Source organism: Pandoraea sputorum (assembly GCF_000814845.2).
Lineage (GTDB): Bacteria > Pseudomonadota > Gammaproteobacteria > Burkholderiales > Burkholderiaceae > Pandoraea > Pandoraea sputorum.
Window position 1 is genome coordinate 3,360,406 of record NZ_CP010431.2, and the last position, 22,131, is coordinate 3,382,536.

General features: G+C 62.5%; 19 protein-coding genes. 5 read left to right on the plus strand and 14 right to left on the minus strand.

The features are described from left to right. Window position 1 precedes the first annotated feature (1 nt). The 13 genes from NA29_RS14795 to NA29_RS14855 all read right to left on the minus strand — a co-directional run bounded on the left by NA29_RS14795 (window position 2) and on the right by NA29_RS14855 (window position 14,112). Window positions 2-3,001, minus strand: a complete 3,000-nt coding sequence (locus NA29_RS14795) for a motility hub landmark protein FimV (protein WP_167370899.1) — start codon at window positions 2,999-3,001, stop codon at window positions 2-4. A gap of 200 nt (window positions 3,002-3,201) precedes the next feature. Next, window positions 3,202-4,332: an aspartate-semialdehyde dehydrogenase gene (gene asd / locus NA29_RS14800; RefSeq protein WP_072617453.1), complete on the minus strand. Its 1,131-nt coding sequence runs from the start codon at window positions 4,330-4,332 to the stop codon at window positions 3,202-3,204. A 60-nt stretch (window positions 4,333-4,392) separates the two neighbouring features. Continuing rightward, window positions 4,393-5,460 carry a 3-isopropylmalate dehydrogenase gene (leuB, locus tag NA29_RS14805; protein ID WP_039399163.1) on the minus strand — a complete coding sequence of 356 codons (1,068 nt, stop codon included), beginning with the start codon at window positions 5,458-5,460 and terminating at the stop codon, window positions 4,393-4,395. A 35-nt stretch (window positions 5,461-5,495) separates the two neighbouring features. Continuing rightward, on the minus strand, window positions 5,496-6,146 hold the full coding sequence (gene leuD / locus NA29_RS14810; RefSeq protein ID WP_039403621.1) for a 3-isopropylmalate dehydratase small subunit: 651 nt from the start codon (window positions 6,144-6,146) through the stop codon (window positions 5,496-5,498). Window positions 6,147-6,265: 119 nt separating this feature from the next. Continuing rightward, window positions 6,266-6,394 carry an entericidin A/B family lipoprotein gene (locus tag NA29_RS14815; RefSeq protein ID WP_023596599.1) on the minus strand — a complete coding sequence of 43 codons (129 nt, stop codon included), beginning with the start codon at window positions 6,392-6,394 and terminating at the stop codon, window positions 6,266-6,268. Between the two features lie 55 nt (window positions 6,395-6,449). Then, on the minus strand, window positions 6,450-7,859 hold the full coding sequence (gene leuC / locus NA29_RS14820; protein ID WP_039399166.1) for a 3-isopropylmalate dehydratase large subunit: 1,410 nt from the start codon (window positions 7,857-7,859) through the stop codon (window positions 6,450-6,452). A 283-nt stretch (window positions 7,860-8,142) separates the two neighbouring features. Then, window positions 8,143-9,444, minus strand: a complete 1,302-nt coding sequence (gene gltA / locus NA29_RS14825; RefSeq protein WP_039399168.1) for a citrate synthase — start codon at window positions 9,442-9,444, stop codon at window positions 8,143-8,145. A 29-nt stretch (window positions 9,445-9,473) separates the two neighbouring features. Then, on the minus strand, window positions 9,474-9,746 hold the full coding sequence (locus tag NA29_RS14830; protein ID WP_039399170.1) for an FAD assembly factor SdhE: 273 nt from the start codon (window positions 9,744-9,746) through the stop codon (window positions 9,474-9,476). A gap of 10 nt (window positions 9,747-9,756) precedes the next feature. Further along, entirely contained in the window at window positions 9,757-10,461 is a 705-nt protein-coding gene (locus NA29_RS14835) for a succinate dehydrogenase iron-sulfur subunit (RefSeq protein WP_039368514.1), read from the minus strand. 12 nt (window positions 10,462-10,473) lie between these two features. After that, window positions 10,474-12,249, minus strand: a complete 1,776-nt coding sequence (gene sdhA / locus NA29_RS14840) for a succinate dehydrogenase flavoprotein subunit (RefSeq protein ID WP_039399173.1) — start codon at window positions 12,247-12,249, stop codon at window positions 10,474-10,476. A gap of 3 nt (window positions 12,250-12,252) precedes the next feature. Continuing rightward, a complete protein-coding gene (sdhD, locus tag NA29_RS14845; protein ID WP_039399175.1) occupies window positions 12,253-12,618 on the minus strand; it encodes a succinate dehydrogenase, hydrophobic membrane anchor protein in 366 nt (121 codons plus the stop codon). A 1-nt stretch (window position 12,619) separates the two neighbouring features. Then, window positions 12,620-13,033 carry a succinate dehydrogenase, cytochrome b556 subunit gene (gene sdhC / locus NA29_RS14850; RefSeq protein ID WP_039399176.1) on the minus strand — a complete coding sequence of 138 codons (414 nt, stop codon included), beginning with the start codon at window positions 13,031-13,033 and terminating at the stop codon, window positions 12,620-12,622. A 218-nt stretch (window positions 13,034-13,251) separates the two neighbouring features. Further along, a complete protein-coding gene (locus NA29_RS14855) occupies window positions 13,252-14,112 on the minus strand; it encodes a GntR family transcriptional regulator (protein ID WP_039399178.1) in 861 nt (286 codons plus the stop codon). A 351-nt stretch (window positions 14,113-14,463) separates the two neighbouring features. On the opposite strand from NA29_RS14855, the gene NA29_RS14860 reads away from it, so the two are divergent. Further along, window positions 14,464-15,447, plus strand: a complete 984-nt coding sequence (locus NA29_RS14860; RefSeq protein ID WP_039399180.1) for a malate dehydrogenase — start codon at window positions 14,464-14,466, stop codon at window positions 15,445-15,447. A 204-nt stretch (window positions 15,448-15,651) separates the two neighbouring features. Here the strand turns inward: NA29_RS14860 and NA29_RS25795 are convergent, their stop codons facing one another. Next, window positions 15,652-15,798 (minus strand): hypothetical protein, encoded by a 147-nt coding sequence (locus NA29_RS25795; RefSeq protein WP_157127405.1) that lies wholly within the window; start codon window positions 15,796-15,798, stop codon window positions 15,652-15,654. A 288-nt stretch (window positions 15,799-16,086) separates the two neighbouring features. Between NA29_RS25795 and NA29_RS14865 the strand changes: the two genes are divergently transcribed. From NA29_RS14865 to NA29_RS14880, 4 genes are all read left to right on the plus strand, one after another. Further along, window positions 16,087-16,581, plus strand: coding sequence for a hypothetical protein (locus tag NA29_RS14865; protein ID WP_039399182.1), 495 nt, complete (start codon window positions 16,087-16,089; stop codon window positions 16,579-16,581). Between the two features lie 241 nt (window positions 16,582-16,822). After that, window positions 16,823-19,531: an aconitate hydratase AcnA gene (acnA, locus tag NA29_RS14870; protein ID WP_039399184.1), complete on the plus strand. Its 2,709-nt coding sequence runs from the start codon at window positions 16,823-16,825 to the stop codon at window positions 19,529-19,531. Window positions 19,532-19,923: 392 nt separating this feature from the next. Then, window positions 19,924-21,420 carry a DNA-3-methyladenine glycosylase 2 family protein gene (locus NA29_RS14875; RefSeq protein ID WP_039399186.1) on the plus strand — a complete coding sequence of 499 codons (1,497 nt, stop codon included), beginning with the start codon at window positions 19,924-19,926 and terminating at the stop codon, window positions 21,418-21,420. Then, entirely contained in the window at window positions 21,417-21,992 is a 576-nt protein-coding gene (locus NA29_RS14880; protein WP_052252959.1) for a methylated-DNA--[protein]-cysteine S-methyltransferase, read from the plus strand. Before NA29_RS14875 ends, NA29_RS14880 begins: the two co-directional genes overlap by 4 nt. Window positions 21,993-22,131 lie beyond the last annotated feature (139 nt).

Genomic DNA, 22,131 nt, shown 5'->3' on the forward strand with positions numbered 1-22,131 from the left:
ATTACTTGCCCAACTCAGCCAGACGCGAGCGCGCGACGGACTGCTGCGCGGCGTCGCCGCCAGCAATCACTTCTTCGAGCAACTCGCGCGCGCCATCGTCGTCGCCAATCGTCTGGTAAGCCGTCGCCAGTTCGAGCTTCGTGTGGAACTCGTCCGGGACACCGGGTTCGGCTGCCGGTGCTGCCGCAGGGGCCACTGCGGCAGCGCTCGGCGCGGTCTCGACCGGATGCGGGACGATCGCCTCAGGCGCATGCGCCACGGCTTCGGGTGCGCCCGCCTGGTGCTGTGGCGCTGCGGGCACTTCGGCGTAAGGCGTCTGCGGTGCCGACGCCTCCAGCGTCTCGTGTTCGACCAGCGCTTCCTCGCCAGTCACGTCCGGAAGCGTCGGGGCGCTGACGAATGCAGGTGTGGCGGGCTGTGCGTCGTCGCCCTTCAAGTCGAGGCTGAAGTCCGACAAGTCGAACGACATCGGACGCAGCGACGGGGCTTCATGCGCCGCGTCGGTATAGCTACGCGGCGCTTCCGTGGCGCTGGCGGCCTGCTGCATCGCGGCGTCGAAGTCTGCGTCGCTCAGCTCATCGTCAAGGTCGGCCATGTCCGTCATATCGCCGGAATCCGCCGTGTGACCGGCTTCCAGACGCGGGTCGCCCGAAGGCGCCATCGTGAACTGTACCGAGCCGATGCCCTTGCTCAGTGACGGCAAAGCGTCACTCGAAATCGTGCCGACATTCGCAGGCTGGCCCGGAATGCCCAAATCGAGATCGCCCAGCATGCCCGCGACACCGCCTTCGGGGGCGGCATGCGGCAGCGTCTCGGCGGCGACACCGCCGGTCACGGCAGCCGCGCCCAGTGCTTCGAGCGACGTCAGGGCATCGTCGGCGTGCGCATCGTGTGAATCCTGCGGGGCAGACGTCTGACCGGCTTCTTCAGCGAATGCCGCATCCCAATCGATCTCCGGCTCGCTGGCGGCTTCTGCCACCGGCGCCGACTCGTGGGTCGGCGCTTCATCCACCACAGGCTCGGCAGGCGCGTCGAAGGCTTCGGACGCGACTTGCTCGGCGTGTGCTGCGTCCTGCAACTCGCCGAGGCCTTCGGCATGCGCCGTTTCAGCCAGTTCGTCGGTCACCGGGGCTTGCTCGGCGTCCCACGCATCCAACTCGTTCGATGCGGCGGCCGTGGAATCCAGAGCGACTTCGTCGTGTGCGACCGCGTCCGTCTCCGGCTCGGTCCACGTTGCGTCAGCTTCCGGATGCAGATGTTCGTCGGCCTCTGCCTGATTCGCGGCGTACAACGCAGCGGCACCGGCGGCACCCGCAGCGGCGACGCCCGCAGCCGTCGCAACGCCGTGCGACGTCGGCTCAAGGGCTTCAGCCGCGTGCGGCTTGTCTTGCAAGGACGAGGGCTCGACGTTGCCGCCCTGTCCGTCACGACCGTCGTCGTACGGTCCCGGCTGGCCGACCGGCGGCTCGGCACGGCGACGGCGCATCAGCCACCACAGGCCCAGCAACACCACCAGCGCGCCAGCGCCCGGCAGCACATACGGATTCTGCGTGAGCGCGCGCCAGTTCATGGCGGCGTTCGGTGTCGGCTTCGATTCGGCCGCCGGTGCGCTGGCCGCTGCCGCAGACGCTGCAGCTGCATCGCTTGCCGAAGCAGCCACCGCCGTTGCCTCCGAGGCGTTCGCGTCAGCCGAAGCCGCCGAAGCGGCATCGTTCGCGGCAGCGCCGGACGCTGCCGCCGCCGTCGCATTGCTCGCAGCGGTATCTGCCGGTTTAGCGTCGGCATTCGCAGCCGCATTCGTCGCCGTTTGAGTGCCTGCGGCAGCAGGTGCGGTTGTCTTGCCATCGGCGGATTTCGCCGTCTTCTCTTGCGCAGACGCCCCGGAAGCGGTGGCGGCCTGCTGCTCCAGATTAGCGACGGCCTGATTCTTCATCGCCAACAGCTTCTGGAGATCTGCTACGTTCTTCTGCAACTCATTCACCCTGCCCTGAGCCTCGGCCTGCGCCTTGCCCTGGGCGATTTGCTCTTCTTCGTTGCCGCCGGCACGGCCCGCCGTGCCTCCCTTACCGGGTCGCGACAACTTCAACTCATCGCGTGTGGCGGGGGTGGCAGCTTCCGGTGCCTTGCCCGCCTCGATCGCGCCCTGTGCACTGCGGCCACCGGCCGGTGCTGCCTGCTGCGCCGTGGAATCGGCCAGCCGCGCGCGATACGCGTCAAACTGTTCCCGCGCAGCGGACACGAACTTGCGTGCCTGCGCAGGCGGAATGCTCTGCACTTGCGCATCGGCGGGACGATTCAACGTCGCCCCCTGGCGCAAACGGTTGGGATCGTTGCCGATAAACGCCGAACGATTCGATTCGAACAGCGCGGTCATCATCTGGGCCAGCGTCGTGCCCCCTTCCCCGCCCGTGTATTCGCGGGCAATCGACGACAGCGAGTCGCCGCGCGTCACCGTGCGGGCGTTCTCGCCCGAGGCCCCAACCCGGTTCTCTGCGCCGTTACCCGCAGGTGCCGCAGCGGCAGGCGCGGGCGTTGCTGAGCGAGACGTGGAAGCCGATGCGTCGGCACCGGCGGCAGAATTGGCCGCAGCGGCAGGCACGACTGCCTGCGGCTGCGCAGCGCTGGCTTCCGGAATGGCCGACAGCGTCACGGCATTCGACTGACGCCCCGTGCGCCATTCGAGCACCAGCAACAAATCGAGGAACGACGTGCTGACCGGCTCGGCCGAATCGACGTGCACGAGATACGTGCCGCTGTACCCCGCGTCGCGACCGCCCGTGGGCGTCACCGATACAGACAGCTTGTCGAGCGTGGGGTCGTAGCGCAGCCCGGCCTGCTTGAAGGCATCGCGCGGCGCGAGCTTCACCGACAAGCCATCGGCCTCGGCCTGCGAGACATTGCCCAGCACGATGACGGCGCGCAACGGCTGGCCCGGACCCGAGCGAACCTGTTGCGGACCGAACTCGGCCGCGCCGGCGTTCAGGAGCCCGAGGCTCCACAAGACAGCTGCCGCCGCACTCAAGCGAAACGAATTGCGGGACGAATTTGCGCGCTTGCCGGTCGAGTATTTCCGCACTGTGTCTTGTCTAGCCTGTCAGTCGTTTGTCATTGGCCACGCGTGCAATACGCGTGGCCTCCCAAAGCGCGGACGGCGGCCTCGCGGGCCGCCGTTCTTCACGCCTTACCGATACGCTGCAACGCTTACGCGTCGAGCAGGATCCGCAGCATGCGGCGCAGCGGTTCTGCCGCGCCCCACAACAGTTGATCACCCACCGTAAATGCCGACAGGTACTCCGGACCCATCGACATCTTGCGCAAGCGACCCACCGGGATCGTCATCGTGCCGGTCACGGCCGCAGGCGTCAAATCGGTCATCGACGCTTCGCGCGTGTTCGGCACCACCTTCACCCAGTCGTTCGCCTGGCCGATGATGTCGGTCAGTTCGTCTAACGGCACATCTTTCGTAAGCTTGATGGTCAGCGCCTGGCTGTGACACCGCATCGCACCGATGCGCACGCACAGGCCGTCGACCGGAATGGCACGCGTGCCCGGGAAGCCGTCGCCCAGACCCAGAATCTTGTTGGTCTCGGCACCGCCCTTCCACTCTTCCTTCGACTGACCGTTGCCCAGATCCTTGTCGATCCAGGGAATCAGGTTACCGCCCAACGGCACGCCGAACTGCTTCGTTTCGTCAGCCGTCAGCGCGTGTTGCTTGGCGAGGACCTTGCGGTCGATCTCGAGAATCGCCGAGTGCGGATCGTCGAGCAGCGCCTTGACTTCGGCGTTGATCGTGCCGAACTGCGTGAGCAGCTCGCGCATGTGCTGTGCACCACCACCCGATGCGGCCTGATACGTCATCGACGTCAGCCAGTCGACCAGGCCGTGCTGGAACAGACCGCCCAGGCCCATCAGCATGCAGCTGACCGTGCAGTTGCCGCCGACGAAGTTCTTCGTGCCCTTGGTGAGCGCGTTCTTGATGACGTCGAGGTTGACCGGATCGAGCACGATGATCGCGTCGTCCTTCATACGCAGCGTCGACGCTGCATCGACCCAGTAACCGTTCCAACCCGCTGCACGCAGCTTCGGGAAGATTTCTGTTGTGTAGTCACCGCCCTGGCAGGTAATGATGATGTCGCATTTTTTCAGCTCGTTGACATCATTGGCGTCTTTCAGCGAAGTTTCGTTCTTCGCCATCGACGGGGCTTTGCCGCCCGCGTTGCTGGTGCTGAAAAACACCGGCTCGATCAAGGCAAAGTCGTTCTCCTGCTGCATACGCTGCATCAGAACCGAACCGACCATGCCCCGCCAACCTACCAGACCTACGGTTTTCATTTATCCACTCTCTTATCGTTGCAATTGCGCCGAGGGGCGTCTCCCGACGCCCCGTCAACGTTATAGCGCAGCAACCACTGCTGCGCCCATTTCGCGCGTACCGACCTTGGTCGCGCCTTCCTGCCAGATGTCAGGCGTGCGCAACCCCTGCGCCAGCACCTTCTTCACGGCGTTTTCGATACGGTCGGCCTGTTCGGCACGACCCAGCGTATAACGCAGCATCATGGCCGCCGACAGGATCGTTGCCAACGGATTGGCCACGCCCTTTCCGGCGATATCGGGGGCCGAACCGTGCGACGGCTCGTACAACCCCTTGTTATTGGCGTCCAGCGAAGCCGACGGGAGCATGCCGATCGACCCCGTAAGCATCGCGGCCTCGTCCGACAGGATATCGCCGAACATGTTACCCGTCACCACCACGTCGAAGTTCTTGGGTGCCTTGACCAGTTGCATCGCGGCATTGTCGACGTACATATGCGACAGCTCGACCTCCGGATACTGCTTCGCGACCTCGATCATCGTGTCGCGCCACAGTTGCGACGTCTCCAGCACGTTGGCCTTGTCCACCGAGCAAAGACGCTTGTCGCGCTTGGCCGCAGCCTGGAAAGCCACGTGCGCGATACGCTCCACTTCGGGCACGCTATAGCGCATGGTATCAAAACCTTCGCGTGCACCTTCGAAAGCCCCATCCGGCGATTGACGGAAGCCCTTGGGCTGACCGAAGTAAATGTCGCCGTTCAGCTCGCGAATGATCAGGATGTCGAGACCTGCGACGATCTCCGGCTTCAGGCTCGACGCGTCGGCCAGTTCCTTGTACAGAATGGCCGGACGGAAGTTGGCGAACAGCTGAAGGTGCTTGCGCAGACCCAGAATCGCCTGCTCGGGACGCAGCGCGCGCTCCAGCGAGTCGTACTTCCAGTCGCCTACCGCACCGAACAGAATGGCGTCGGCTTCCTTGGCCAGCTTGAGCGTGGCGTCCGGCAGCGGATGCCCCGCAGCCTCATAGCCCGCACCACCCACCGGCGCTTCTTCCATTTCGAACTTCTCGCCAAGCGCGTTGAGCACATTGACGGCTTCCGTCACGATTTCCGGACCAATGCCGTCACCCGGCAACACAGCGATTTTCATGCAATCTCCTTGGATGTGCCTTGCCTGCGCGGGACTCAGCCCGGCAAACGCGTTGCGAGCCACGGCTGCTTGGCGAGCCGCTCGGCCTCATAGGCGCGAATCTTGTCGGCATGACGCAGCGTCAGGCCAATGTCGTCGAAACCGTTCAACAGGCAGTACTTGCGGAACGGTGCGATGTCGAACTCATAAGCGCGACCGTCTGCCGTAATGACCGCCTGCTTGTCCAGATCGATGGTCAACTGATAGCCGTTGAACGCGGCCGTCTCGTTGAACAGATGGTCGACCTGCATCTCGGACAGCGCGATCGGCAACAGCCCGTTCTTGTAGCAGTTGTTGAAGAAGATGTCGGCGAAGCTCGGCGCAATCACGGCACGGAAACCGTATTGCTGCAATGCCCACGGGGCGTGCTCACGCGAGCTGCCACAGCCGAAGTTCTTGCGTGCGAGCAACACGGTCGCGCCCTGAAAGCGCGGTTGGTTCAGCACGAAATTCGGGTTGAGCGGACGCGTACTGCAATCCTGGCCCGGCTGACCGACGTCGAGATAACGCCACTCGTCGAACAGGTTCGGGCCGAAACCCGTGCGCTTGATCGACTTCAGGAATTGCTTGGGGATGATCGCGTCGGTATCGACGTTTTCGCGATCCAGCGGTGCCACCAACCCCGTATGGACGGTAAATTTTTCCATCACGAACCACCTGATCAAAACAGTTCGGCCGCGGCCTGTCGCGTGTACAGCGGGCCGTCAAACCGGAAATTTGTAGGTGTGCGTGCGAGGCCTTTGCCCGCGCGACGCACACCGTCGCATCACTTCTTCGCGGCGTTTTCGAGCGCCGAGCCAGCGGCTTGCGTGTCCTTGCCGAGGCCCGCCATCGTGTTGCAACCCGCCACGCCCAACAGCAGCACCGCACCGATCAGCATCCACAGTTTCTTCATGGTCTTGTCTCTATCAAAGAAAATGTCCAACAACGGATAAATCGATGCTTGCCCGTCAAACGAGACGGCGCACGTCGACGAAATGGCCTTCGATCGCAGCAGCCGCCGCCATCGCCGGGCTCACCAGGTGGGTACGCCCACCCGCGCCCTGACGGCCTTCGAAGTTACGGTTCGACGTGGAAGCGCAACGCTCGCCCGATTCCAGACGGTCAGCGTTCATCGCCAGACACATCGAGCAGCCCGGCTCACGCCATTCGAAACCGGCCGCCTTGAAGACCTGATCCAGCCCTTCCTGCTCTGCCTGATGCTTGACCAGCCCCGAGCCCGGCACAACCATCGCCAGACGCACGTTCGACGCCACGCGTCGACCGAGCTTCTTCACGACGTAAGCCGCCGCACGAATGTCTTCGATGCGCGAATTGGTGCACGAGCCGATGAACACCTTGTCGACGTTGATGCTCGACATCGGGGTATCCGGCGTGAGCGCCATGTACTCGAGCGCACGCTCCATGGCGCTGCGCTTGACCGGGTCCTTTTCCTTCTCGGGATCCGGCACGCGATCTTCGATGCTCACGACCATCTCCGGCGACGTCCCCCAGCTCACCTGCGGACGCAGCGTGTTGGCGTCGATCTCGACCACGTGGTCGAACGTTGCACCGGCATCGGTATGGAAGCCGCGCCAGTAGGCTTCGGCTTGCTGGAACTCCACGCCGGTCGGCGCAAACGGACGGCCCTTCACGTAGTTGATGGTCGTATCGTCAACGCCCACCAGACCCGCGCGCGCACCGGCTTCGATCGCCATGTTGCACACCGTCATGCGGCCTTCCATCGTGAGCGAGCGAATCGCCGAGCCCGCAAACTCGATCGTGTAGCCCGTACCGCCGGCCGTACCGATCTTGCCGATGACGGCCAGCACGATGTCCTTCGCCGAGCAGCCGCGCGGCAGCGTGCCTTCGACCTTCACGAGCATGTTCTTGCTCTTCTTCATCAGCAAGGTCTGCGTCGCAAGCGTGTGCTCGACTTCCGACGTACCGATACCGAACGCCAGCGCACCGAAAGCGCCGTGCGTGGAGGTATGCGAGTCGCCGCACACCACCGTCATGCCCGGCAACGTTGCGCCCTGCTCCGGCCCGATCACGTGCACGATGCCCTGACGAACGTCGTTCATCTTGAATTGTGTAATGCCGAAGCTATCGCAGTTCGCGTCGAGCGTATCGACCTGCAAACGCGAGACCGGATCGGCAATGCCGTGCGTGCGGTCGGTGGTCGGCACATTGTGGTCCGACACCGCGAGGTTGGCGGACAAACGCCAGACCGGACGCTGCGCGAGTTTTAGACCCTCAAACGCCTGCGGACTGGTCACCTCATGCAACAGATGACGGTCGATGTAGAGCACGGTCGTGCCATCGTCCTCGGTATGCACGACGTGTGCATCCCACAACTTGTCATACAGCGTCTTGGCCATGATAAAAACGCGGGGGCGAAATATAGTTCTGAGAACGCAAATTACGGTTCTGTGAACTTTTGATTATGCCATAGCGCTTTCGCGCCGGCGGAATACGAAATCCCCGGAAAACCGGGCGGTAAACGCACGATGAACCGGGGATTTGTGCGAATCACGGCAGCTTGTGCCGTGGATTCGAATATAGCGCAACGAGGGCTCGTTGCGGGCCGCACCGCCTTGCCGTTTCGGCAAGGTTGCGGTGCCGGCACGGCAAGCGGGGGCCGTGCCGGACGCCTCGACAGGCTTAGCGCTTGTCGATCGGCGCGACTTCGCGCGGCGTGTGGCCGATGAACAGCTGACGCGGACGACCGATCTTCTGATCCGGTTCGCCGATCATTTCGTTCCACTGCGCGATCCAGCCCACGGTACGGGCCAGCGCGAAGATGCAGGTGAACATCGACGTCGGGATGCCCAGCGCGCGCTGCACGATGCCCGAGTAGAAGTCGACGTTCGGGTACAGCTTGCGCGACACGAAGTATTCGTCTTCCAGGGCGATCTTCTCGAGCTGCATGGCCAGCTTGAACAGCGGGTCGTCGTGCAGGCCGAGTTCGTTGAGCACTTCGTAGCACGTCTCGCGCATCAGCTTGGCACGCGGGTCGTAGTTCTTGTACACGCGGTGACCGAAGCCCATCAGCTTCACGCCCGAGTTCTTGTCCTTCACCTGCTTGATGAATTCGGGGATCTTGTCCGGCGAACCGATCTGCTCGAGCATGTTCAGCGCGGCTTCGTTCGCACCACCGTGCGCCGGGCCCCACAGACATGCGATACCCGCAGCGATACAGGCGAACGGGTTCGCACCCGACGAACCGGCCAGACGGACGGTCGACGTCGAAGCGTTCTGCTCGTGATCGGCGTGCAGGATCAGGATACGGTCGAGGGCGCGCACCAGCACGTCGTTGACCTTGTACTCTTCGCACGGGTTGGCGAACATCATGCGCATGAAGTTCGCGCTGTACGACAGGTCGTTGCTCGGGTACACGAACGGCTGACCGATGCTGTACTTGTACGCCATGGCGACGAGCGTCGGCAGCTTGGCGATCAGACGAATCGCCGAGACTTCGCGGTGATTCGGGTTATTGATGTCGAGCGAGTCGTGGTAGAACGCCGACAGAGCACCCACCGAACCCGTCAGCACGGCCATCGGGTGAGCGTCGCGACGGAAGCCACGGAAGAAGAAGTTCATCTGCTCGTGAACCATCGTGTGACGGGTCACCGTGTCGACGAATTCCTTCTTTTGTTCGGCGTTCGGGAGTTCGCCCTTGAGCAGCAGGTACGAGGTCTCGAGGAAGTCGCAGTTGGTGGCCAACTGCTCGATCGGGTAGCCGCGGTACAGCAGCTCACCCTTGTCGCCATCGATGTAGGTGATGGCCGAATTGCACGACGCCGTCGACATAAAGCCGGGGTCATACGTGAACTTGCCGGTCTGGCCGTACAGCTTGCGGATGTCGATCACATCCGGGCCCATCGTTCCCTGATAAATCGGCAGCTCTACGCTGGGCGAATCGTCGGAGAAAGATAGGGTGGCTTTAACATCAGACGGAGTCATATCGCTTCCTCAAAAAAATTCCAAAACCCCTACACGGCACGCAAAAGCGCCAGCAGGCGCTGCACGTCCGGCCCGTCCAGATCCGCCTCGGGCTCTTTACGCGCTAGCAGCAGATCCATCAAATCGTTGTCGCTCAAATCGAGCAGCTTTGTGAGGGCGCCCACATCCTCGTCAGTCAGCGAAGCCTCGTACTTGGCGAAGAATCGTTCGAGAATGAGGTCGTTTTCCAGCAAACCGCGGCGTGCCCGCCAGCGCAGGCGGGCACGTTTTACCGGATCGGACTGGTGATTGGTATCCGGCATGATCGTTGGGTCAGACGGCGCGACGCACCATCAGCTCCTTGATCTTGCCGATGGCCTTCGTCGGGTTCAGACCCTTCGGGCACACATCCACGCAGTTCATGATCGTGTGGCAGCGGAACAGGCGATACGGATCTTCCAGATTGTCCAGACGCTCGCTGGTCGCCGTGTCGCGGCTGTCCGCGATGAAGCGGTAAGCCTGGAGCAGACCGGCCGGGCCGACGAACTTGTCCGGGTTCCACCAGAAGCTCGGGCACGAGGTCGAGCACGATGCGCACAGAATACACTCGTACAGACCATCGAGCTCATCACGCTGTTCGGGCGACTGCAGACGCTCCTTCTCCGGTGCCGGCTCGGGGTTGATCAGGTACGGCTTGATCGAGTGGTACTGGTTGAAGAAGTGCGTCATGTCGACGATCAGGTCGCGAATGACCGGCAGACCCGGCAACGGCTTGAGCACGATCTTGTTCGGCAGATCGTTCATGTTGGTCAGGCAGGCCAGACCATTCTTGCCGTTGATGTTCATGGCGTCCGAACCGCACACGCCTTCGCGGCACGAGCGGCGGAAAGCGATGCCTTCGTCGATCTTCTTGAGCTTCACCAGTGCGTCGAGCAGCATGCGCTCGTGACCGTCGAGTTCAACCTCGTAGGTCTGCATGTACGGTGCGGCATCCTTGTCCGGATCGTAGCGGTAGACTTCAAAAATGCGTTTCATGATCTTGCGAATCCCTTAGAACGTCCGCGCCTTGGGCGGAACCGAGTCGACGGTCAGCGGCTTCATCTGCACCGGCTTGTAATCCAGACGGTTGCCTTCGCTGAAGAACAGCGAGTGGCGCATCCAGTTGGCGTCGTCGCGCTCCGGGTAGTCGCTGTGTGCGTGTGCACCGCGGCTTTCCTTACGGGCTTCCGCTGCGATCATGGTGGCCTTGGCCACTTCGATCAGGTTGTCGACTTCGAGCGCTTCCATACGCGCCGTGTTGAACACCTTCGACTTGTCCTTCAGGTGGACGTGCGACACGCGCTCGGCCACTTGCTTGATCTCGTCCACGCCTTCCTTGAGCAGGTCCGACGTACGGAACACGCCGGCGTGCTTCTGCATCGTCGCGCGGATGTCGTTGGCGATGTCCTGAGCGTACTCGCCCGAGCTGGAGGCTTCCAGACGGCCGAGGCGCGCCAGCGCGTTGTCGCCGGCATCGGCAGGCAGCGGCTTGTGCTCGCCGTGGTTCTTGACGAAGTCGACGATGTGGTTACCGGCAGCACGGCCGAACACCACGAGGTCGAGCAGCGAGTTCGTACCCAGACGGTTGGCACCGTGGACCGACACGCACGAGCACTCGCCCACAGCGTAGAAGCCGTTGACGGGCACCGACGAGCCGTCCTTCTGCAGCACGACCTGACCGTTGTAGTTCGTCGGAATACCGCCCATCTGATAGTGGATGGTCGGCACGACCGGGATCGGTTCCTTGATCGCGTCGACGTTGGCGAACTTCAGTGCGATTTCGCGAATCGACGGCAGGCGCTTCATGATCGTCTCGGCACCGATGTGCGAGAGGTCAAGCAGCACGTAGTCGCCGTTCGGGCCGCAGCCACGGCCTTCCTTGATTTCCTGGTCCATCGAACGCGACACGAAGTCACGCGGCGCCAGATCCTTCAGCGTCGGAGCGTAACGCTCCATGAAACGCTCGCCGTTCGAGTTACGCAGAATACCGCCTTCGCCGCGCACACCTTCGGTGATCAGCACGCCCGCGCCGGCCACGCCGGTCGGGTGGAATTGCCAGAATTCCATGTCTTCGAGCGGAATGCCTGCGCGTGCAGCCATGCCCAGACCGTCACCGGTGTTGATGAACGCGTTGGTCGAAGCGGCGTACACACGGCCGGCACCGCCGGTCGCGAACAACGTGCACTTGCCTTCGAGCAGGTAGACTTCGCCGGTTTCGAGTTCCAGCGCCGACACGCCGAGGACATCGCCCTCTTCGTTGCGAATCAGGTCGAGCGCCATCCACTCCACGAAGAAGTGGGTCTTGGCAGCGACGTTTTGCTGGTACAGCGTGTGCAGCAGGGCGTGACCGGTACGGTCAGCGGCCGCGCAAGCGCGCTGGACGGGCTTTTCGCCGTAGTTGGCCGTGTGGCCGCCGAACGGGCGCTGGTAAATCGTGCCGTCCGGGTTACGGTCGAACGGCATGCCGAAGTGTTCCAGCTCGTAGACGGCGTTCGGTGCCTGACGGCACATGAACTCGATCGCATCCTGGTCGCCGAGCCAGTCGGAGCCCTTGATGGTGTCGTAGAAGTGGTAATGCCAGTTGTCTTCGCTCATGTTGCCGAGCGAAGCGCCGATGCCGCCCTGAGCGGCCACGGTATGCGAACGGGTGGGGAACACCTTGGACAGCACTGCCACCGACAGACCGGCCTTGGCCAGTTGCAGCGAAGCGCGCATGCCCGAACCACCTGCGCCCACGATGACGACGTCAAAGCGGCGGCGCGGCAGCGAATTTTTAATTGCAGCCATTCTTTACACTCTCCACAAAATCTGCGCGGCATAGCCGGCACAAGCCAGCAGCCAGACGATCGTCAGCGCGTACAGCGCCAGTCGCACACTGACGGGCTTGACGTAGTCCATCCAGATGTCGCGAATGCCGACCCACGCGTGATAGAACAGCGCGAGCAGCGTAACGAACGTGGCCAACTTCATCCATTGATGCGAGAAGATGCCGGCCCAGCCTTCGTAGGAGAAGTTCTTGGCGGTGAAGAACCACACCAGCAGGATCACCGTGTACACGGCCATGATCACTGCGGTCATGCGCTGCGCAATCCAGTCGCGCAGGCCGTAGTGAGCGCCGACAACCAGGCGCTTGGAACCGATATTGTTCTGTGCCATCTTAGAACGCTCCGAACAGCTTGAGGGCGACGGCCAGCGTCAGCACCAGCGACACGGCCAGCACGACCACAGCCGAATTCTTGCCGCCTTCCTTGCTCACTGCGTCGTGATTGAAGTCCATGCGCAGGTGGCGCACGCCAGCACAGAAGTGGTGCAGGAAGCCCCACGACAACGCCAGGATGACGAGTTTGACAAACCAGTTGGAGGCGACGCTTCGAAGAGTTTCGAAGGTCAGTTCCGACGTGAGGCTCTGTTCGAACAGATACAGCGCGAACGGCAACAGAAGGAACAAGATGACACCGCTAATACGGTGCAGAATCGAAACGATACCAGCCGGCGGGAGACGGTACGAGACAATCTGTCCGATACCGATATTCCTGTAGACTGGCCGCTCTTTTTTTACCACTTCAGCCATGCTAGACCCCATGTAGTTACATCAGCCCCGGATTTTAGCGCCGATTCTAGTGCATTGCACCATACCGGTTCTAACGCTCCGGAAATTCCTGCCAACGGCGCACGACACGCCGCCCCCAAGCCTCGACTTTCAGGCACTTGCCGGCCACGACACCGGCGCATCCCTGGGGAAAGTCGCCCTACCCTCTCAACAATTTCACGTCAGACCCGACTTCGTCTTCAACTTAGTTCGTTCTGATAATGATGTTCCGTGGTGACATACCAACCCCGGCGCACTTCTACCGGTTTGTCTCCATAAGTGTAGGAAACGCGCTCCACACTCAGAAGCGGAAAACCCTTCGGCACTTTCAGCAGATCCGCCGTCATGTCGTCTGCGGCCACGGCGCGGACTTTCTCCACGGCGCGGATCATGCGCGTACCGAATTCGTCCTCGAACAGGCCGTACATCGGCCCTTTGTATTCATTGAGCTTTTCCGCCGTCAACCCACGGAACAGCGCCCCGGGCAGCCAGATTTCGTCGAGCACCGTCGGGCGGTCCGAGAAATCCATCATGCGACGAATCAGAATCACGCCGTCGCCTGCACGCAGATCCAGCTGACGTGCGATTTCCGCCGGTGCGCGCATTCGGCGGCACTCGATCAGGCGGCTGGGCGGGTGATGGGGTTCGCCCGAATCGGGCGCGAGACGCAGAAACCGGAATTGCACCCGGTCTTCATGATGGGTGGCCACGAACGTGCCGCGGCCCTGACGACGCACCAGCAGGTTCTCGGCCGCCAGTTCGTCGATGGCTTTACGCACCGTTCCCTGGCTGACCTTATACCGGCCTGCCAGATCGACTTCGCTGGGAATGATTTCGCCGGGCTTCCATTCGCCGGCTTGCAGGCTCTGGGTAATGAGTCCCTTGATCTGCTGGTACAGTGGACTGAAGGTCGGCGACGCTCCGGCGGCCACGCCACCCTGCACAGCCTGAGCAGCCGATGCAGCCGGGGAGACCTGAGCGACATCGCGCGCGCTGTCCGATCGCTGCGGCGCGTCGACAGGCGGCGTGGTGTTGGATGTGTCGCGAACGTTCGCATTCATGGCGGGGATTTGACCACAAATCAAGACCTTCGTCCATCGAATAACAGCAATAATCCTATGTCTTATATAAGACATAAGATAGAGTTGACATTCGTTCTGGCGACTCCTACACTGGCGCGGGCTAACAGGGGCCTGCAGCCGCAGCACGGCTATCTTATAAGATAAGAGAGTCCGGTGCTTCGCACATGTCGACGGCAGCACTCCCCGCGCAGCCCGCAAGCTTCCGTAGGTCAAGGAATTTTAGAAGCTTCATGTGACGCGGCGCTGTCAGCCTGGCAAAAGTTTGCCACCCGGACGGTGAGCCCATCCTGAGCTTCGCAGGATTATTTGTACACGTCTGGAGAGATTCTCATGGCAAAACCCGCAATGCGTGTCGCCGTCACCGGCGCCGCTGGCCAAATCGGCTACTCCCTGCTGTTCCGTATCGCCAATGGCGACATGCTCGGCAAGGATCAGCCCGTCATCCTGCAACTGCTCGACCTCCCGCAAGCTCAAGCCGCCGTCAAGGGCGTCGTGATGGAGCTCGAAGACTGCGCGTTCCCGCTGCTGGCTGGCGTGGTCGTGACCGACGACCCGAAGGTCGCCTTCAAGGATGCCGACGTCGCCCTGCTGGTTGGCGCCCGTCCGCGCTCGAAGGGCATGGAACGTAAGGATCTGCTCGAAGCGAACGGCGCCATCTTCACGGTGCAGGGCAAGGCCCTGGACGAAGTCGCCAGCCGCAACGTCAAGGTGCTGGTCGTCGGCAACCCGGCGAACACCAACGCCTACATCGCCATGAAGTCGGCCCCGAACCTGCCGAAGGAAAACTTCACCGCGATGCTGCGCCTGGATCACAACCGTGCCCTGTCGCAACTCGCCGCCAAGACCGGCAAGCCGGTCGCGAGCATCGAAAAGCTGGCCGTGTGGGGCAACCACTCGCCGACGATGTACGCCGACTACCGCTTCGCCACGATCGACGGCCAGAGCGTGAAGGCCTTGATCAACGACGACGTGTGGAACAATGACGTGTTCCTGCCGACCGTCGGCAAGCGCGGCGCCGCCATCATCGAAGCCCGTGGCCTGTCGTCGGCCGCTTCGGCTGCCAACGCTGCTATCGACCACATCCATGACTGGGTGCTGGGCTCGAACGGCAAGTGGGTCACGATGGGTATCCCGTCGGACGGCTCGTACGGCATCCCGGAAGACGTGATCTACGGCGTGCCGGTGATCTGCGAAAACGGCAAGTACAAGCGCGTGGAAGGCCTCGAGATCGACGCCTACTCGCGTGAAAAGATGGACTTCACGCTCAAGGAGCTCGAAGAAGAGCGCGCTGGCGTGGCCCATCTGTTGGGCTGATTTCCCAGGAATACCCAGGGATCCGGCCCCGCGCGACGCCAAAAGCGTCGCAACGGGCCGAAACTGCGCCGGCGGCTACCCCCAGAGCCGGCGCAACTCCCCCGCATCACCGGCAGCACCCGTACGTTCCTCGAATCCAGAGTGACGACATATCGCACACGTCAGCTTGCCAGCCCGCGACGGCGTTATGATCCCGCCACTCCCTCACGCATCATCGAGCGATTTCTTGGCCAAGCGAATGCAGCGTCCGATTGCCGCAAGCAGCGCACCACCCCGGATCTCCGGCGTGCGCGTAATGCCCGCAGCAAACGTCGTGAACGCCTCGCTGAATGCCGGACTGAACGCCGTCAAGCCCCGGTCCTCGCGTTCGTTTCGCCAAGCACTCCATCCCCAGCGCTTCCCTCATTGTTGTCGGAACGGTCTTCGACCGAAGCGCCGCCAGCCTTGGCGCGTTATCGATATAGTCCCTTTGCGCACCGCAGCACAATCCATTGCGACGCCGGTATTAACCGCCGTCGCTTGTCGCGCTGGCGTGAAAGGAATTGAAAAAATTTGTGTGGTGACGTCGAACGACGCAGACTTCGTACGATAATCTGCGCTTTTGCAAACGTCGGTTCTTACCCTCTGGAGAGACTCACCATGAAGAAGCTTTGTCTGACTGCGCTGGTTGCCCTGTGCTCCGCTGCCCTCGTCCCGACGGCCTTTGCCGCCGACGCGACCTCGAGCAGCAAAACCACGACCAAGAAGGCCGCTCCGAAAAAGAAGGCCCCGGCCAAGAAGAAAGCCGCTGTCGCTGCAGCCCCTGCGCAACCGGACGAAGGCTCGGAACTCTGGAGCTGCAAAGAGAACAATAAGTTGTACATCAAGGGTGACATGAAGCGCGATCAGATCCTGACGATGTTCTGGGAAGGCCGCAACTACCGGCTGCCGCGTCAGCAAACGACGACCGGCGCAGACCGTTTCTATGACGCAGCAAGCGGCATGGATCTGGTCGTGATTCCGACCAAGGCCATGCTCTTCACGCACCGCGATGGCGGCAACCGTCTGGCTGACGAGTGCATGACGCAAGCGATGTCGGAACAGAACAAGGCAGCACCGACGCAATCGAACGAGTTGATCCGGGTGACCAACTGAGCAGGCGCCGGGTTGATACCGGCGCAATTCACGTGATGCGCCAGCCGCTTTCCTGTTGCACTGTTGCACTGCTGCACATTTGGTTTTACCGGAAGTCATCGGAAGTCTTCGCAGTACCCGGCACGCCGGACGCATGACCTACCGGCATCGTAGCGGGCACCCAGGCAAGTGCCTGCGCGATACCGGCCCCCACTAATAGCATCACCACGCTTTGTTTTTCTGTATCACTCAAGGAAAGATCATGGCCCACAACCTCCACAAAACGCTTAAAGAGTTCAAGCTCGGCGGCAACAAGAAAGGCAAGTTCTACTCGCTGCCCCAACTGGGCAAGGCCCTGGGTGTGAATGTCGAACGCCTGCCGGTGTCGATCCGCCTGGTGCTCGAGTCCGTGCTGCGCAACTGCGACGGCAAGAAGGTGACCGAAGAGCACGTCAAACAACTTGCCAACTGGAAACCGAACGCCGAGCGCACGGACGAAATTCCGTTCGTCGTCGCGCGTGTCGTGCTGCAGGATTTCACGGGCGTGCCGCTGCTGGCCGATCTGGCCGCGATGCGTAACGTCGCCGAGCGTCAGGGCGCGAACCCGAAGCGCATCGAGCCGCTGGTGCCGGTGGATCTGGTGGTCGACCACTCGGTCACGATCGATCACTTCCGCGAGAAGAAAGCGCTCGATCTGAACATGAAGCTGGAATTCCAGCGCAACAACGAGCGCTACCAGTTCATGAAGTGGGGCATGCAGGCGTTCGACACGTTCGGCGTCGTGCAACCGGGCTATGGCATCGTCCACCAGGTGAACCTGGAATATCTGGCACGCGGCGTGCACAAGAAGGACGATGTGTTCTATCCGGACACGCTCGTCGGCACGGACAGCCACACGACCATGATCAACGGTATCGGCGTGGTGGGCTGGGGTGTGGGTGGCATTGAAGCCGAAGCCGGCATGCTGGGTCAGCCGGTCTACTTCCTGACGCCGGACGTCGTGGGCGTGGAGCTGACGGGCCGTCTGCGCGAAGGCGTGACCGCCACCGACCTGGTGCTGACGATCACGGAAATGCTGCGTCGCGAGAAGGTCGTGGGCAAGTTCGTCGAATTCTTCGGCGAAGGCACGTCGAGCCTCGCACTGCCGGACCGCGCCACCATCGCCAACATGGCGCCGGAATACGGTGCGACGATGGGCTTCTTCCCGGTCGACGAAAAGACGATCGATTACTTCCAGGGCACGGGTCGCACGAAGGCCGAAATCGACGCGTTCGAATCGTACTTCAAGGCCCAGAACCTCTTCGGCGTACCGAAGACGGACAGCATCGATTACACCAAGACGCTCAAGCTGGACCTCGGCACGGTCGCACCGTCGCTGGCCGGCCCGAAGCGTCCGCAAGACCGTATCGAAATCGGCAACGTGAAGTCGACGTTCAAGGACCTGTTCACGAAGCCGGTCTCCGAGAACGGTTTCAATCTGACGCAAGAGCAACTCGACGCCACGTACAAGACGGCCAGCGGCATCGACGTGAACAACGGCGATGTGCTCATTGCCGCCATCACGTCGTGCACGAACACGTCGAACCCGAGCGTGCTGCTCGCCGCCGGTCTGCTGGCGAAGAAGGCTGTGGAAGCCGGTCTGAAGGTCGCCCCGCACATTAAGACGTCGCTCGCCCCGGGAAGCCGTGTGGTCACCGAGTATCTGCACGCAGCCGGTCTGCTGGGATACCTCGAGAAGCTCGGCTTCGGCGTGACGGCTTATGGCTGCACGACCTGTATCGGTAACGCCGGCGATCTGACGGCCGAACTGAACGAGACGATTACGAAGAACGACATGGTCGCAGCCGCCGTGCTGTCGGGCAATCGTAACTTCGAAGCGCGTATTCACCCGAACATCCGCGCCAACTTCCTCGCCTCGCCTCCGTTGGTCGTGGCTTACGCCATCGCTGGCAACGTCACGCGTGACCTGATGACCGAGCCGGTCGGCAAGGGCAAGGGTGGCCGCGATATCTACCTGGGCGACATCTGGCCGACCAGCGAAGAAATCCACAAGCTGATGAAGTTCGCCATGAACGCGAAGGTGTTCAAGGCCAACTACGACTCGGTGAAGGAACCGAGCCCGCTGTGGGCGAAGGTCAAGGGTTCGAAGGGCCAGGTCTACGATTGGCCGACGTCGACGTACATCGCCGAGCCGCCGTTCTTCGACGGCTTCTCGATGGAGCCGAACGCCGACATCAAGCCGATCCAGGGCGCACGCGCACTGGGCGTGTTCGGTGACTCGGTGACGACGGACCACATCAGCCCGGCAGGCTCGATCAAGGAAACGTCTCCGGCTGGCAAGTGGCTGCTGGAAAACGGCGTGCTCAAGGCCGACTTCAACAGCTACGGCTCGCGCCGCGGTAACCATGAAGTGATGATGCGCGGCACGTTCGCCAACGTCCGTATCAAGAACCTGATGATCCCCGCAAAGGCCGACGGCTCGCGCGTGGAAGGCGGCCTGACGATTCACCAGCCGAGCGGCGAACAGCTCTCGATCTACGACGCCGCAATGAAGTACGTCGGCGAGAACACCCCGACGGTGGTGTTCGGTGGCGAAGAGTACGGCACGGGTTCGTCGCGCGACTGGGCAGCCAAGGGCACGCAGCTGCTGGGCGTGAAGGCGGTCATCACCCGTTCGTTCGAACGCATCCACCGCTCCAACCTGGTCGGCATGGGCGTTCTGCCCCTGCAATTCAAGGGCTCGGACAGCGTGGAATCGCTCGGCATCACGGGCGAAGAAACGTACGACATCGAAGGTCTGACGGCGGACATCAAGCCGCAACAAGACGTCACGCTGGTGATCCATCGCAAGAACGGCGAAACGCAAAAGGTGCAGGTCCTGCTGCGTATCGACACGCCGATCGAAGTGGATTACTACAAGCACGGCGGCATTCTGCCGTTCGTGCTGCGTCAGTTGCTCGCAGCGGCTTAAGTTCGGCCGCTGTCGATGTGACGTAGGGGGCTGGACGGCGACGTTGCTGTCCTCCACGTTGGTGTCCTCCAGTTCCCCGAAAGACGAAACCCGGCCGACGTGCCGGGTTTTTTCTTGGGCTTCGATCTCTGGCGCTCGCCCCTGAAAACCCTCCCGCACTCACCGACCTCACCCTCCCACAACGCAGCGGGACAGACGCAAGCAGGCACTTCCCGGCGCTCCACTGAAAGTCGCTTCGGTAAGCGCCTGCTTGCGTCTGCCTGTATTGCCCAGGGCCTCAAACCTCCTCCCTCATCCCTTTTTCTCCGGTGTGCTGTCATGTCCGAAAATGACTAGCCGGACGTCCGGCGCGCGCGTACAGTGGCACCATGTTTTCCCCTCCCCCGCACACCATGAAGCTCGATCCGGATGTCTGCTACAAAGCAGTCTCAGCACGCGACCGACGCTTCGACGGCTGGTTCTTCGTCGGCGTCTCCTCGACCGGCATTTACTGCCGCCCCGTCTGTAACGTTCGCACGCCCCGCTTCGAGAACTGCTCGTTCTACGGTAGCGCCGCCGCCGCAGAAAAGGCCGGATACCGCCCCTGCCTCAAATGCCGCCCCGAACTTGCACCCGGTGGCGCACGCTTCGACGCCTCCCGCGAACTCGCCGACGCCGCCGCCGCCATGATCGACGAAGGCTTTCTCAATCACGCCCCACTGCCCGATCTCGCCGCCCGCATCGGCATCACGGAGCGCCACCTGCGACGCATCTTCGCCGACGAATTCGGTGTCTCCCCCGTCGAATACGCCCAGACGCAGCGACTGCTGCTCGCCAAACGCCTGCTCACCGATACCGCGCTGCCGGTGACGGAGGTCGCGCTTGCCGCTGGCTTCGGTAGCGTCAGACGCTTCAACGGACTCTTCAAATCACGCTATGGCTTCGCCCCCGGACGCCTGCGCCTGAACGCACACAACGCCCGCATGGCCGCCATTCCCGACGGCGATCTGGTCTTTCAACTCGCCTATCGCCCTCCCCTCGCATGGCACGCCCTCCTCGACTTTCTCGGCGACCGCGCCATCGACGGCGTCGAGTCCCGTGAAGGCGACGTCTATACCCGCACGCTGAGCCTCCAGCGGCAGGACGGACAGACCGTCGCGGGCTGGTGCCGGATCTCGCCACTCACGAATCGCCACGCCCTACAGGTGACGCTTCCCCCCGTCCTCGCAGGCAGCGTGCCGCAAGTGCTCGGCAAACTCCGCCATCTGTTCGATCTCGGAGCTCGCCCCGATGTCATCGATGCCCACCTCGGCCCCCTCGCCCTCGCCACGCCCGGCCTTCGCGTGCCAGGCACCGTGGACGGCTTCGAGATCGCCGTGCGCGCCATCGTCGGCCAGCAAATCACCGTCAAGGGCGCACGCCGCCTGCTCGGACGACTCGCCGAGCGATTCGGCACTCCACTGCCGACACCCGTCCACGGTCTGACGCACACGTTTCCGAGTGCCGCACAAATGCTCGCCGTACCCGTCGATGCCCTCGGGGAAGCCGGTATCATTCGAAGTCGTATCGCCGCAATTCACGGTGTTGCTCAAGCGATTGTGGACGGCAAGCTGCGGCTCGATCCGCTCGCACCGCTGGACGCGACGATGGCGTCGCTCCTCGCCATCAAAGGCGTCGGCCCGTGGACAGCGCAATACATCGCAATGCGCGCCCTCGGCTCGCCGGACGCCATGCCGGTGGACGATCTGGTGCTGCGTCAGGCGCTCGGCGTACCCAACGGCCGCGCCGTCGAGGCTCGCGCCGCCCAGTGGGCACCGTGGCGCGCGTACGCCGCATTGCACGTCTGGCGTGCTGCGGCACAAGGACCGGCTGGCCAGCCGGTCATGAATTTGCAGGAGGTGGTTGCATGACCCGTACGACGACGCATTACGAAGCCTTTTACGACAGCCCGCTGGGTCAAATGCTGCTCGTCGCCAATGGCGACGCGCTGACCGGCGTCTATTTCACCCAGCAAAAGTACTTCCCCGGAGACGGCGAGACGCGTCTCGACGGCGCAGGCATCAAGGTGCTCGACGCCGCAAAGCAACAGCTCGACGAGTATTTCCACGACGGACGCCGTCTGTTCGAACTGGATCTCGCACCGGACGGCACCCCGTTTCAGAAAAGCGTCTGGGACGAACTGCGCCGCATCCCGTTTGGCGAAACACGCAGCTACGGCGATCTCGCCCACTCACTTGGCGATGCGAACAAGTCGCGTGCCGTGGGTGCCGCCAACGGGCGCAATCCGATAACGCTGATCGTGCCCTGCCACCGTGTAATCGGCGCTGACGGCACACTGACGGGCTACGCAGGCGGTGTGGAACGCAAGCTCGCCCTGCTCTCCCTCGAAGGCGCAGCACTCGCCCCCGTCACCGGCGCAAGCGTCGCCACGACGCGTCACACGCGCCTGTCCGCCCCCGCGAATCTCGCGTTTGACTTCTGATCCGGCGCCAAACGCCGTCGTCACACCGCCCGTTTGGCGCCTGCCCGTTGGTGACGAGGCTCGCCTGTCGCCATCGGCGTCGACGTGTTTGGTGACAGCGTCCCATCTATCGCGTTCACGCATGCCGTACAATCGTGAG

Coding starts and splice junctions, on each gene's coding strand:
- asd (WP_072617453.1), bottom strand. CDS start 4,332: ATGAAAACCGTAGGTCTGGTAGGTTGGCGGGGCATGGTCGGTTCGGTT.
- leuB (WP_039399163.1), bottom strand. CDS start 5,460: ATGAAAATCGCTGTGTTGCCGGGTGACGGCATTGGTCCGGAAATCGTG.
- leuD (WP_039403621.1), bottom strand. CDS start 6,146: ATGGAAAAATTTACCGTCCATACGGGGTTGGTGGCACCGCTGGATCGC.
- NA29_RS14815 (WP_023596599.1), bottom strand. CDS start 6,394: ATGAAGAAACTGTGGATGCTGATCGGTGCGGTGCTGCTGTTGGGCGTG.
- leuC (WP_039399166.1), bottom strand. CDS start 7,859: ATGGCCAAGACGCTGTATGACAAGTTGTGGGATGCACACGTCGTGCAT.
- gltA (WP_039399168.1), bottom strand. CDS start 9,444: ATGACTCCGTCTGATGTTAAAGCCACCCTATCTTTCTCCGACGATTCG.
- NA29_RS14830 (WP_039399170.1), bottom strand. CDS start 9,746: ATGCCGGATACCAATCACCAGTCCGATCCGGTAAAACGTGCCCGCCTG.
- sdhA (WP_039399173.1), bottom strand. CDS start 12,249: ATGGCTGCAATTAAAAATTCGCTGCCGCGCCGCCGCTTTGACGTCGTC.
- sdhD (WP_039399175.1), bottom strand. CDS start 12,618: ATGGCACAGAACAATATCGGTTCCAAGCGCCTGGTTGTCGGCGCTCAC.
- sdhC (WP_039399176.1), bottom strand. CDS start 13,033: ATGGCTGAAGTGGTAAAAAAAGAGCGGCCAGTCTACAGGAATATCGGT.
- NA29_RS14855 (WP_039399178.1), bottom strand. CDS start 14,112: ATGAATGCGAACGTTCGCGACACATCCAACACCACGCCGCCTGTCGAC.
- NA29_RS14860 (WP_039399180.1), top strand. CDS start 14,464: ATGGCAAAACCCGCAATGCGTGTCGCCGTCACCGGCGCCGCTGGCCAA.
- NA29_RS14865 (WP_039399182.1), top strand. CDS start 16,087: ATGAAGAAGCTTTGTCTGACTGCGCTGGTTGCCCTGTGCTCCGCTGCC.
- acnA (WP_039399184.1), top strand. CDS start 16,823: ATGGCCCACAACCTCCACAAAACGCTTAAAGAGTTCAAGCTCGGCGGC.
- NA29_RS14875 (WP_039399186.1), top strand. CDS start 19,924: ATGAAGCTCGATCCGGATGTCTGCTACAAAGCAGTCTCAGCACGCGAC.
- NA29_RS14880 (WP_052252959.1), top strand. CDS start 21,417: ATGACCCGTACGACGACGCATTACGAAGCCTTTTACGACAGCCCGCTG.